Genomic DNA, 11,596 nt, shown 5'->3' with positions numbered 1-11,596 from the left:
CGGCTCCCGGCCGGCTCAGGCGGGCGGGTCCTCGAGCGTGTCGCCCACGGGCCCCGGCCGGTCGCGGAGCAGGGCCGAGATCCGCTGGCGGGTGACGCCGAACATCGCGGCGATCCGGTTGATGCTGACCTCTTCCGCCTGCAGGGCGCGCGCCTGGGCGCGGCGCCAGGACGACCCGGCGCCGGCCAGTGCGGACAGCACCGTGGAGATGCGCTCGACGACGAGAGGGCGCGTCTCGCCGGAGACGATGTCGAGCCAGCTCTCCCCGGAGCGGCGCCGGGCGAGCAGCTGCTCGGCGCGCGTCCGGGCCTCCTCGAGCTCGTCCGCGCACCGGTCGATCTCGCGCACGAGACGCTCCAGTGCCGCGACCGCGGTGTCGCCGGGCGTGGTGGGGGAGGTGCGTGTCGGACCTGCGGGCACCGGGACTCCCTCCTGCGGTGCCGGCGGGTCGGTCCGCCGACGGAGATCGGTTGTGCACCATCATACTGAACGGGCGTTGCATGCAACAGCTGTGACGTGCAACGGCGACATGCCTGCAACGGGCGTTGCGTTCGCGACCCGATGCTGGAAGGGTCGTCCTCGATCGAATTGGACACGACCAACCTGCCGCCGGCCGGTTGCAGGAGGGACGATGTCGACACTCACCGCGCGCGTGGACCTGCCTCCGTCGGCGCGCAGCGTCCCGGTGGCCCGCCACCTCGTCCGCGAGGTGCTGCGGGCCTGGCGCGCTCCCCAGGACACCGGCGACGTCGCGCTCCTGGTCACCGAGGTCGTCGCCAACGTCGTCGACCACGCCGGCGGGGACGGGCCGCTGGCGCTGGAGCTCGAGTACTCCGACGGCTGGCTGCGCATCGCCGTGTCCGACGGTTCGGCCATCCGCCCCGTGGTGGGGGAGCTGCGCGGCGACCAGCCGCGGGGCCGGGGGATGCAGATCGTGGACGCGATCGCCGACCACTGGGGCGTCGAGGACGCCGACGGCGGCAAGCGCGTGTGGTTCGTGCTCTCGTCCGGGCCGGGCTCCGGAGTTTGACCGCCGGGCCGTCCGGGGAGGGCTGGGGAGACCGACGCCGTTCGACGGATGGAGACAGGATGAGCGAGCCCACCAGCCAGACCGAGGCAGCCGGCGAGGGCCTGTCCGACGAGGAGATGGTCGAGACCGTCGCCGGCCAGACCGACAGCGCCTCGGGTCACGCCTACAAGGCCGGCAAGGACTGGGACGGCGACGCGAGCCAGACGCCCGCGCCGCCGGACAGCGACGCCTAGGAGACCGACCGTCGGCCCCGGCCCGGGGCTCACCCGAGCGTGCGAGGGGTGAGGGGCCGGGGTCCTTCCACCGCCCGGCACCGGCCCGGCGGGAGGTGCCCGTGACGACGACGTCCCCGCGCCCGGCCCGGGCCGCCGGCTCCCCGGCCGGACCCGCGCCGCTGCGCCTGCTGCGGCCGGTGCGAACGGCCGCCCGCTACGCCGTGCGCCACGGGCTCCCGGCCGTCTACCTCGCCCGCGCCGCGCGCCGGGGCGACCCCGTCGGCCGCCTGCTGCGCGACCCGGCGTCCCGCGAGGATCCCCACGACCTCTACGAGCAGCTGCGCGCCCGCGGGCCGCTCCCCCGCAGCGCCCTCGGCCCGGTGACCACCTCGCACGCCGTCGCCACCGAGGTGCTGCGCTCGGACGCCGCCGGGGTGGGCTGGGACCGCTCGCAGGCGCCCGCGCTGATCCGGTGGGCCCTGCGCTTCGGCGACGACCTGGACGCCACCGGGGTGGCCGAGCCGCCGTCGATGCTGGTCACCGACCCGCCGGACCACACCCGCTTCCGCCGGCTCGTGAGCCGGGCCTTCACGCCGCGCGCCACGCTGGCCTCCGAGCCGATGGTGCAGCGCACCGCCGAGACCCTGCTCGACCGGCTGGCCGGCCGCGACGACGTCGTCGACCTGGTCGACGCCTACGCCGCGCAGCTGCCGGTGCTCGTCATCGCCGACCTGCTCGCCGTCCCTGCGGAGCGGCGCGAGGACTTCCTGCGCTGGGGTGCCGCGGCGGCCGCCACACTCGACCCCGGGCTGCCGCTGCGCCGCTACCTGGCCGCCGAGCGCGGGCTGCGCGCCATGCACGCCTTCCTCCGCGGGCACTTCGCCCGGCTGCGCCGCGACCCCGGCGAGGACCTGGTCAGCCGACTGGTCACCCTCCCCGACGACGAGGCGCTGACCGAGCGCGAACTGCACGCCACGGTCATGCTGCTGCTCGGCGCGGGCTTCGAGACCACTGTCAACCTGCTCGGCAACGCCGTCGTCCTGCTCGACGCCCACCGCGACCAGTGGGACGCCCTGCGCGCCGACCCGGCGGGCTGGGACGGCGCGGTCGAGGAGGTGCTGCGCCACGACAGTCCGGTGCAGCTGACCGGCCGCAGCACCACCCGCGACACCGAGGTCGCGGGGACGCCGCTGCCGGCCGGGACCCGGATCACGCTGCTGCTGGGCGCGGCGAACCGGGACCCGGCGGTGTTCGACGACCCGGCCCGCTTCGACGTCACCCGCGCCAACGCCCGCGACCACCTGGCCTTCTCCGGGGGCATCCACTACTGCCTGGGTGCCGGTCTCGCCCGGCTCGAGGGCGTCGTCGGCCTGCGGGTGCTCGGCGAGCGCTTCCCGCGGCTGCGGGTGGCCGGCCGCCCGGTCCGCCGCGACCTGCAGACCCTCCGCGGCTTCGAGACCCTCCCCGTCCGCCTGGACTGAGGGGGCCCGGACGTCAGCGGTGCGGCGGGAGCATCCCGGCGCCGACCGTGGCGTTGGTGGCCTCGTCGACGAGGATGAACCGGCCGGTCACCCGGTTGCGGTCGTAGTCGTCGACGAACAGCGGCTGGGTGGTCCGCAGCTTCACGCGCCCGATGTCGTTGAGGCCGAGCACGTCCGCCTCCAGGTCGCGGTGCAGCGTGTTGACGTCGAGGCGGTAGGTCAGCTCCTTGACCACCGCGCGCACCGTGCGGGTCGTGTGCTTGACCGCCAGCCGCTGGCGCGGGCGCAGCGGCTCGTCGGCCATCCAGCAGACGAGGGCGTCGAGGTCCTGGGTCACCCGCGGCACGTTGCCCGGGCGGCACAGCAGGTCGCCGCGGGAGACGTCGAGGTCGTCGGCCAGGCGCACCGTCACGGCCATCGGGGCGAAGGCCTCGTCGACCGGGCCGCGCGGGCCGTCGATGCCGGCGACCGTCGTCGTCAGGCCGCTGGGCAGGACCTGCACCTCGTCGCCGCGGCGGAGCACGCCGCTGGCCACGGTCCCGGCGTAGCCGCGGTAGTCGTGGAACGCGTCGGACTGCGGCCGGACGACGTACTGCACCGGGAAGCGGACGTCGACGAGGTTGCGGTCGCAGGCCACGTGCACGTGCTCGAGGTGGTGCAGCAGCGAGGGCCCCTGGTACCAGGGCGCCCTGTCCGACCGGGTGACCACGTTGTCGCCGTGCAGCGCCGAGATGGGGACGACGGTCAGGTCGGGGACGTCGAGCCGCGCGGCGAAGGCGCTGAACTCGTCGCTGATGGCCTCGAAGGTCTCCTGCGACCAGTCGACGAGGTCCATCTTGTTCACCGCGACCACCAGGTGCGGCACCCGCAGCAGCGAGGCGAGGAAGGCGTGCCGCCGGCTCTGCTCGAGCATGCCCTTGCGGGCGTCGACCAGCACGATCGCCAGGTCGGCCGTGGAGGCGCCGGTGACCATGTTGCGCGTGTACTGCACGTGGCCGGGGGTGTCGGCCAGGACGAACGTCCGCCGCGGGGTGCTGAAGTAGCGGTAGGCGACGTCGATGGTGATGCCCTGCTCGCGCTCGGCGCGCAGGCCGTCGGTGAGCAGCGCCAGGTCGACGAAGTCGCCCTTGCTGGCCCGCTCGATCGCCGCGTACTGGTCCTCGTAGACGGCCTTGCTGTCGTAGAGCAGCCGGCCGATCAGCGTGCTCTTGCCGTCGTCGACCGACCCGGCCGTGGCGATGCGGATGATGTCCTTGCGCGCCGTCGCCAACTCGGCCGCCTGCTCGGCGGCGGGGGAGTGGACGTCGACGGCGGACTGCTCGGACATGGCCTCCATCCTCCCCCGCCGGTCAGGGGCGCGGCGGCCGGGGCCGGAACGGGGGACGCTGGTGTGAGCGGCGCCACCGGGCCTGCGGGGAGGAGCGGGCGTGGGCGGGCTGGTCTTCCTCGTGCCGGTGCTGCTGGTCGTCGTCGCCGGGTACGCGGTCGCCTACGTCGTCGCGGAGGCGCTGGGGATCGCCGCGCCCGAGGCGGTGGCCTGGCCGGCCGGGTTCCTGCTGCTCGCCGTCACCGTCGTCGTGCTGCTCCGCTGGTACCGCCGGCGGCGCGCGCGAGCGCGTCCGCTCAGAAGTAGCCCTCCTTCTTCCGGTCCTCCATCGCGGCGTCGCTGACCTTGTCGTCGCCGCGGGTGGCGCCGCGCTCGGTCATCCGCGTCACCGCGATCTCGGCGATGACGTCGGCGACCGTCGTCGCCTGCGAGCGCACCGCGGCGGTGAGGTTGGCGTCGCCCACGGTGCGGTAGCGGACGGTCTCCCGGAAGACCTGCTCGCCGTCGCTCGGGCGGACGAACTCGTTGACGGCGTACAGCATCCCCTGCCGCTCGACGACCTCCCGCTCCTGGGCGAGGTACAGCGCGGGGATCTCGATGCCCTCGCGCGCGATGTACTGCCAGATGTCGAGCTCGGTCCAGTTCGACAGCGGGAAGACGCGGATCGACTCACCCAGGTGGATCCGGCCGTTGTAGAGGTCCCACAGCTCCGGGCGCTGGTTCTTCGGGTCCCACTGGCCGAACTCGTCGCGGAAGGAGAACACCCGCTCCTTGGCCCGGGCCTTGTCCTCGTCGCGGCGGGCGCCGCCGAACAGCGCGGTGAAACCGTGCTCCTCGACCGCCTCGAGCAGCACCGGCGTCTGGATCCGGTTGCGCGAGCCGTTGGGCTCCTCCCTGACCAGGCCGCGGGCCATCGCCTCGGGCACCGAGGCGACGACCAGCTCGACGCCGAGCTCGGCGACCCGCTCGTCACGGAACTCCAGGACGTCGGGGAAGTTCAGCCCGGTGTCCACGTGCATCACCGGGAACGGGATGCGCGCCGGCGCGAACGCCTTGCGCGCCAGCTCCAGCATGACGATCGAGTCCTTGCCGCCGGAGAACAGCAGCACCGGGCGCTCGAGCTCGGCGGCCACCTCGCGGATGACGTGGATCGACTCGGCCTCGAGCGTCTCCAGCTGGGTGAGCCGGTAGTCGGGGGTCGTCACCCGCCCAGTGTCCGTCACGCCGATCAGCGCACGGCGGCCAGGAGGCCGGCGGCCAGCTCGGGACGGCACACCAGCAGGTCCGGCAGCCACGGGTCGGGCTCGTTGTAGCGCAGCGGCGACCCGTCGAGCCGCAGCGCGGTGAGCCCCGCGGCCAGGGCGACGGCGACCGGCGCGGCGGAGTCCCACTGGTACATCCCGCCGGCGTGCACGTAGGCGTCCACCTCGCCGCGCACCACCGCGGTCACCTTGAACCCGGCCGAGCCCAGTGGCACCAGCTCGCCGCCCACCGCGCCGGCGGCGGCGTCGGCCTGCGCGGGCGGGCGGGTGCGGCTGACCGCGATGCGCGGCGCCCGGACGACCGCGGGCGGCAGCGCCGGGGCGGGGTCGGTCACGAGCACCTCCCCGACGCCGGGCAGCGCCACGGCGGCGGCCGTCAGCGTCCCGCCGGCCCACAGCGCCACGTGCACGGCGAAGTCGGACCGGTCCGTCTCGCCGTACTCGCGGGTGCCGTCGAGCGGGTCGACGATCCACACCCGCCCGGCCTCCAGGCGGCTGCGGTCGTCGGCCGCCTCCTCGCTGAAGACGACGTCGTCGGGACGCTCGGCGGCGAGGACGGCGGTGATCGCCTCCTGCGCCGCGGCGTCGCCGGCGTCGCCGAGCGCCCGCCCGGTCAGCCCGCCCGCGCGCAGCCGCACGAGCACGTCCGCGGCCGCCCGCGCGGCGGCGGCGGCGACCTCGACGTCCCTCACTCCCCGCTCCCGGGGGCGGTGGCGTCCGTGGGTCGCGACGGCGGCGCGTGCCGGCCGGAGGCGTCGGTGACCTGCGCGAAGTACTCGGCGCGCAGCTCCTCGCGGGGCAGGACGAAGACCGCGCGCGCCTCCACCAGCGGCCGGTCCGGCTCGTCGGGCAACGCGATCGTGCCGCTGACGACGGACTTGCGGCCGCCGGCCTCGGTCACCCGGGCGCGGCAGACGACGGGGGTGTCCAGCGGGACCGGGCGGCGGTAGTCCAGCTCCAGCCGGGCGGTCATGCCCCACAGGCCGGCGCGGATCGTCGCGGCGCCCAGCACCTGGTCCATCACCAGGCCGCTCATCCCGCCGTGCAGGTACCCGGGCGGTCCCTCGTAGGCCAGGCCGAAGACCGCCTCACCGACGACGCCGCCGGGCTCCTCGCGCAGCCGCAGCGGCGGGGCGAAGGCGCTGCCCACCCCGGTCACCGGGTTGTAGACGCGGCGGAACCGCACCGGGTCGTCGAGCTCGGACAGCCGGCCGGGCGGGCGGACCGCGGCGGTGAGCCGGCCGGTCACCTCGCGCACCACCGCGGCGACGTCGGCCAGCTCGGCGGCCGGCACCGACGTGCGCACCGAGGCGTCGACCAGGCCGCGCAGCGCCCCGCCGAGGTCGGCGACCGCGTCCATCAGGACGGCGTCGTACGGGGCTCCTCCGGGATCAGTGCTCACCCGCGGACGGTAGCCCCGCAGGGGTGGCCGGCCGGCCGGGGGCACCGCCGGGCTGGCCCCATCCGCCGGTCGCCGGCGCACTGCCCGGGGCACCACCGGGAGCACCGCCCGGGACCCCGTCGGGCAGCTCGGGGCCGGAGCGGGGCAGTCGCACGGTGAAGGTCGCGCCGCGTCCGGGCGCGGTGTCGAGGTGCACGTCGCCGCCGTGTGCGGCCACCAGCGAGGCGACGATCGACAGCCCGAGCCCCGACCCCCCGGCCACCCGGCTGCGCGAGGAGTCGGCGCGGTAGAAGCGCTCGAACACCCGGGCGGCGTCCCCGGGCGCCAGGCCGGGACCCTCGTCGGCCACCCGGAGCACCACCCGGTCGCCGCCGTCGCTGGTGTCCTCGCCGATCGACACGGTCACCCGGGCGGTCTCGGGGGTGTGCACCAGCGCGTTGGTCACCAGGTTGCCCACCACCTGGCGCAGCCGGGCCTCGTCGCCGAGGACGACCGGGATCTCGGTGAGGGAGTCGTCGACGTGCAGCGCGACGGGCCGGTCGGGCTGCAGGACGTGCGCGTCGTGGACGGCGTCGCCGGCGACCTCGGCGAGGTCGACGGGAGCGATGCTCAGCGGCCGCTGCAGGTCGAGCCGGGCCAGTTGCAGCAGGTCCTCGACCAGTACACCCATCCGGCCGCCCTCGCTCTCGATGCGCTGCATGAGGCGGGCGACCTCCTCGGAGCTGGTGACGGCGCCCTGGCGGTACAGCTCGGCGAACCCACGGATCGAGGTCAGCGGGGTGCGCAGCTCGTGGCTGGCGTCGGCGACGAACCGGCGCATCCGCTCCTCCGACGCCCGGGCCTGCTCCTCGGACGCCTGTTGGGACCGGAACGCGCTCTCGATCCGGGAGAGCATCCCGTTGAGGGCCTGCGCCAGCCGGCCGACCTCCGTGCGGTCGTCGCCGGCGGGCACCCGCTGGGAGAGGTCACCGGCGGCGATCGCCTGGGCGGTGCGTTCCACCCCGGCCAGCGGTCGCAGGCTGCTGCGCACCAGCCAGTACCCGGTCACGCCCAGCGCGCCCAGCACGACCAGCCCGACGACGAGCTCGATGCGCACGAGCTGGGTGATCACCCGGTCGTCGCGGTCGAGGTCCACGCCGACGACGACGGTCGTCCCGTCGGGCAGCCGTACGGCCGCGACCCGCCAGTAGGTGTCGCCGTCGCCCGAGGCCACGGTCTGCGCCGTCGGGCCGCCGGGGCCGCCGCGCCCGCCACGCGGACCGCCGGCACTCGCGGTGAGGGCGGCGATGTCGGCCGCCTCGTCGGCGTCGAGGTCGGGCAGCTCATCGACACGGAGCGGACCGGAGACCACGATGGGGTCCTGGTTGCCGGGGACGACGCAGGCCAGGTACTCGTCGGGGTCCACGAGCCGCTGACCCGCACCGCGGTAGCAGATCGCCCGGACGGCCTCGGAGTTCCGCATCCCGCGGACCGAGTCCTCGAGCTGCTGGTCGAGCTGGGCGACCAGGTAGCGCTTGAGCAGGGAGGTCGCCGTCACCCCGGTGGCGACGAGCGCCAGCGTCACGAGGACCAGCAGCACCGCGACCAGCGTGATGCGCAGCGGCACCCGCGGGAGGCGGGGACCGCTGCGCACGACTGCTCCTGAGCGCCCGGCGCGTGCGCTCACGCGCCGCGGGGCAGCCGCAGGGTGTAGCCCACCCCGCGGATGGTGTGCAGCAGGCGCGGCTCGGTGGTGTCCACCTTGCGCCGCAGGTAGGAGATGTAGGACTCGACGACGTTGGCCTCGCCGTTGAAGTCGTAGTTCCACACGTGGTCGAGGATCTGTGCCTTCGACAGCACCCGCCCGGAGTTGGCCATGAGGTAGCGCAGCAGTTTGAACTCCGTGGGGGACAGGCTCACGACCTGGCCGGCCTTCACCACCTCGTGCGACTCCTCGTCGAGCTCGATGTCGGCGAAGGTGAGCCGGCTGGTCCCGACGGCGCGCTGCTGTCCGGTGCTGCGGCGCAGCACCGCCCGGATGCGGGCGAGGACCTCGTCGAGGCTGAACGGCTTGGTCACGTAGTCGTCGCCGCCGAGGGTGAGTCCGGAGACCTTGTCCTCGGCCGCGTCGCGCGCGGTGAGGAACAGCACCGGCATGTGCCGGCCGCTCTCGCGCAGGCGGCGGACGACGCCGAAGCCGTCCAGGCCCGGCATCATGACGTCGAGCACCAGCAGGTCGGGGCGGAAGGTCGAGGCCAGGGCGAGCGCCTGCTGCCCGTCGCCCGCCGTCGCCACCTCGAACCCGGCGTAGCGCAGGCTCGCCGAGAGCAGCTCGCGGATGTTGGGCTCGTCGTCGACGACCAGCAGCCGCGCCTCCGGCGCGGTGGGTCGAGCGCTGCGGGCTCCCGTCACGACAACTCCCGTCGGACGCCTGGCTGCTGCCGTCATGTCCCGAGGGTCCGCGCCCGGGCTGCGGTCGCACTGGACGTTACCTGTGGGTTCCCTGTGGGTGGCCGTCCCCGCGGACGTCACCCGGACGGTGCCATGGCGCGGCCGCGCCGCCAGTAGCCGATCGCGTGGTGCTGGGCGCGCGTGAGTCCCCAGCGGCCGCGCAGGTCGGCGCGCACCGCGCGCACGGCGGCGGACTCGGCGGCCACCCAGGCGAACACGTCGTCGCCGGCCGGTCGCTCCAGCGCGGCGACGGCGTCGGCGAGCAGCGTGCCCTCGCCCGGGGGCGTGCCGCCGCGGTGCAGCCAGCGCACCTCGACCCCCGGCGGTGCGGCCAGGGACTGCTCCTCCTCCGGGCCGGCCACCTCGACCAGGGCGACGCCGCGGGCGGCTGGGTCGGCCGCGGCCAGGATGCGGCTGATCGCGGGCAGCGCCGTCTCGTCCCCGGCGAGGAGCAGCGTGCCGGCCGGGCGGTCGCCGAGCGCACCGCTCCCGGCGACCCCGAGGAGTGCGCCGGGAGCCGCAGCGCCGGCCCACGCGGCGGCCGGTCCGTCACCGTGCAGGACGAAGTCCACGGCCACCTCGCCGCGGCCGGGGTCCTGCCGGCGGGCGGTGTAGCTGCGCAGGCTGATGCCGTGCGACCCGGCCGGCCACACGATGCGCCCGTCGCGCGCCACGGCGGGCCAGCGCGGGTCCGGGTCGTCCACCCGCGGCACCAGGAGGTTGACGGTGGGCCCGGCCGCGGCGACGGCGTCCGGCGTCCCGGAGAGCACGACGCGGCGCACCGACGGCGTGACGTCGGTGACCGAGACGACGGTGAGGACGTCGACGGGCCGGGGGCTGCCCGGGAGGTGGTCCCCGCTCGCGGGAGGACCGCCCGAGGGCCGACTGCCGGCGGGTTCTGTCACGGCGGCGAGCGTAGGGACCGGCGATGGAACGGGCCGACCCGGCCGACCCCGGGGGAATGGGGTCGACCGGGCCGGCGATCGAGGACGGGTCGTGTCACTTAACGTGACCGCTGCTCGACTCTCAGCAGCAGGTTCGCCGGATCGCTCCCCGTCGTCGGCCACGCTACGTGATGGGAGCGGTCCTGCCACCGCACGAGCGGGTGATCCCCCCTCCGGTGCGGGTGATCTCCGTCGCCCGGCGGCCCGAGGGTCACCCGGTGGCTCCACGTGTGTGCGCCATGTGTGTGTGCCATGTGTGTGTGCCATGGACGCCGGGCACCGGGGAGGCACCACTCGATGCTCGTGCCGGACGACCACGGAGGTCCGACAGATGGCCGACGACTTCGCGAAGGGTGACCACGTCACCTGGAACAGCCACGGCAACACGGTGGAGGGGACCGTCACCAAGAAGATCACCGAGGAGACGGAGGCGGGCGGCCGGAAGGTGAAGGCCAGCTCCGACGACCCCCAGTACGAGGTGAAGAGCGACAAGAGCGGCAAGACGGCGGTGCACAAGCCCTCCGCGCTCGACGAGAAGTAGGAGGAACCATGAGCGAGATGGACGACCGCTTCGCCGGAGTGTCTTCCCGCAGTGACAAGCACAGCCCCCGGGTCGACGAGGAGCTCGAGCACGAGATCCAGGGGATGCTCAAGTCCGGCCACGCCACGCGGTCCGAGGAGTTCCGCGAGGTCGAGCCGGTCGCAGAAGGTGAGCCGGACACCGCGACGAGTCCGAACAGCACGCTGATCGGTGGTGTGCCGGTCGGCATGACCGAGGACGCCGTGGTGGCCCGTGCCGAGCTGGCCCGCTGGCTGGTGCGCGCCGACTTCCCCGCTGACGGACCCGGTCTGGTGGAGGCCGCACTCGACCACCGGGCGCCCGACGCGATCGTCGAGGAGCTCCAGCGGCTGCCGGAGGGCGAGACCTACGAGCGGATCGGCGACGTCGCCCGCGCGCTGGGGTACCCGACCGAGACCTGACCGGCAGGACCCGCAGGGGGCTCAGGAGCCGGTGCGCTCCTGGGCCTCCTCGCCGTTCCCGTCCTCGGCGATCTCCTCACGGCCGCGCCGGCGGAACAGCTTGGAGCCGGGGAAGCCCTTCACCACCTCGCGGATGTCCTGCATCGTGTCGACCAGGTCGTGCACGTCGGTGCCGACGTCGCCGAGGGACTCGAGCACCGGCAGCATGCTCTCGTCCAGGTGGGTGACCAGGCTGGGCAGCCGGTCGACGAGGGTGACCAGCGCCTCGACCTCGTGCGGCTCGAGCGTCTCGGCCAGCCGGCGCACCGACGGCACCAGGCGGGACAGCGGCTCCTCGTAGGCGGCGAGCAGCGGGTCGATCCGCCCGACCAGCCCCTCGGCTCCGCCGACCGCGCCCTCCGCCCGCTCCACCGTCCCCTGTGCGCGGTCGGTGATGGCCGCGACAGCCCCGATCGTGGCGTCGGCCTTCTGCTGGGTGGCCTGGACGGCGCCGATGGCGGCGTCGGCCTTCTGCTGGGTGGCCT

At 74.9% G+C, this 11,596-nt stretch carries 14 protein-coding genes and 1 pseudogene; 6 read left to right on the top strand and 9 right to left on the bottom strand.

Annotated elements, in window-relative coordinates:
- Positions 1–15: 15 nt before the first annotated feature.
- Positions 16–420: a hypothetical protein gene (locus tag HLV61_RS13085; RefSeq protein WP_369256065.1), complete on the bottom strand. Its 405-nt coding sequence runs from the start codon at positions 418–420 to the stop codon at positions 16–18.
- 211 nt (positions 421–631) lie between these two features.
- Between HLV61_RS13085 and HLV61_RS13080 the strand changes: the two genes are divergently transcribed.
- The 3 genes from HLV61_RS13080 (at position 632) to HLV61_RS13070 (ending at position 2,726) form a co-directional block, all read left to right on the top strand.
- Positions 632–1,030, top strand: a complete 399-nt coding sequence (locus tag HLV61_RS13080; RefSeq protein WP_369256063.1) for an ATP-binding protein — start codon at positions 632–634, stop codon at positions 1,028–1,030.
- Positions 1,031–1,089: 59 nt separating this feature from the next.
- Entirely contained in the window at positions 1,090–1,263 is a 174-nt protein-coding gene (locus HLV61_RS13075) for a hypothetical protein (RefSeq protein ID WP_369256061.1), read from the top strand.
- A gap of 101 nt (positions 1,264–1,364) precedes the next feature.
- The gene (locus HLV61_RS13070; RefSeq protein ID WP_369256059.1) at positions 1,365–2,726 is read left to right on the top strand and encodes a cytochrome P450; all 1,362 of its coding nucleotides are present in this window, start codon (positions 1,365–1,367) and stop codon (positions 2,724–2,726) included.
- 13 nt (positions 2,727–2,739) lie between these two features.
- On the opposite strand, the gene HLV61_RS13065 is transcribed toward HLV61_RS13070, so the two are convergent.
- Positions 2,740–4,053 (bottom strand): sulfate adenylyltransferase subunit 1, encoded by a 1,314-nt coding sequence (locus HLV61_RS13065; RefSeq protein ID WP_369256057.1) that lies wholly within the window; start codon positions 4,051–4,053, stop codon positions 2,740–2,742.
- 100 nt (positions 4,054–4,153) lie between these two features.
- On the opposite strand from HLV61_RS13065, the gene HLV61_RS13060 reads away from it, so the two are divergent.
- Entirely contained in the window at positions 4,154–4,396 is a 243-nt protein-coding gene (locus tag HLV61_RS13060) for a hypothetical protein (RefSeq protein WP_369256055.1), read from the top strand.
- Here HLV61_RS13060 and cysD read toward each other — a convergent pair.
- From cysD to HLV61_RS13030, 6 genes are all read right to left on the bottom strand, one after another.
- Positions 4,350–5,258 (bottom strand): sulfate adenylyltransferase subunit CysD, encoded by a 909-nt coding sequence (cysD, locus tag HLV61_RS13055; RefSeq protein ID WP_369256053.1) that lies wholly within the window; start codon positions 5,256–5,258, stop codon positions 4,350–4,352. The two genes, HLV61_RS13060 and cysD, sit on opposite strands and share 47 nt — an antisense overlap.
- A 23-nt stretch (positions 5,259–5,281) precedes the next feature.
- Positions 5,282–6,007: an inositol monophosphatase family protein gene (locus tag HLV61_RS13050; RefSeq protein ID WP_369256051.1), complete on the bottom strand. Its 726-nt coding sequence runs from the start codon at positions 6,005–6,007 to the stop codon at positions 5,282–5,284.
- Positions 6,004–6,717: a PaaI family thioesterase gene (locus tag HLV61_RS13045; RefSeq protein ID WP_369256049.1), complete on the bottom strand. Its 714-nt coding sequence runs from the start codon at positions 6,715–6,717 to the stop codon at positions 6,004–6,006. Before HLV61_RS13045 ends, HLV61_RS13050 begins: the two co-directional genes overlap by 4 nt.
- The gene (locus HLV61_RS13040; protein WP_369256047.1) at positions 6,707–8,350 is read right to left on the bottom strand and encodes a sensor histidine kinase; all 1,644 of its coding nucleotides are present in this window, start codon (positions 8,348–8,350) and stop codon (positions 6,707–6,709) included. The genes HLV61_RS13045 and HLV61_RS13040 overlap by 11 nt, the downstream gene beginning before the upstream one ends.
- Positions 8,351–8,379: 29 nt before the next feature.
- Positions 8,380–9,108 (bottom strand): response regulator transcription factor, encoded by a 729-nt coding sequence (locus HLV61_RS13035; RefSeq protein ID WP_369256045.1) that lies wholly within the window; start codon positions 9,106–9,108, stop codon positions 8,380–8,382.
- A 116-nt stretch (positions 9,109–9,224) separates the two neighbouring features.
- Positions 9,225–10,052: a siderophore-interacting protein gene (locus tag HLV61_RS13030; RefSeq protein ID WP_369256043.1), complete on the bottom strand. Its 828-nt coding sequence runs from the start codon at positions 10,050–10,052 to the stop codon at positions 9,225–9,227.
- 370 nt (positions 10,053–10,422) lie between these two features.
- Between HLV61_RS13030 and HLV61_RS13025 the strand changes: the two genes are divergently transcribed.
- Both HLV61_RS13025 and HLV61_RS13020 read left to right on the top strand, forming a co-directional pair.
- Entirely contained in the window at positions 10,423–10,632 is a 210-nt protein-coding gene (locus HLV61_RS13025; protein WP_369256041.1) for a DUF2945 domain-containing protein, read from the top strand.
- A gap of 8 nt (positions 10,633–10,640) precedes the next feature.
- Positions 10,641–11,072 carry a DUF2795 domain-containing protein gene (locus HLV61_RS13020; RefSeq protein ID WP_369256039.1) on the top strand — a complete coding sequence of 144 codons (432 nt, stop codon included), beginning with the start codon at positions 10,641–10,643 and terminating at the stop codon, positions 11,070–11,072.
- A gap of 21 nt (positions 11,073–11,093) precedes the next feature.
- Here the strand turns inward: HLV61_RS13020 and HLV61_RS13015 are convergent.
- Positions 11,094–11,596, bottom strand: a pseudogene (locus HLV61_RS13015) (hypothetical protein); the annotation flags it as partial.

Origin of the sequence: Geodermatophilus amargosae (assembly GCF_041028265.1) — a bacterium.
Lineage (GTDB): Bacteria > Actinomycetota > Actinomycetes > Mycobacteriales > Geodermatophilaceae > Geodermatophilus > Geodermatophilus amargosae_A.
Note: the sequence above shows the minus strand (reverse complement) of the source record. Positions and strands in the feature narration are given on the sequence as shown.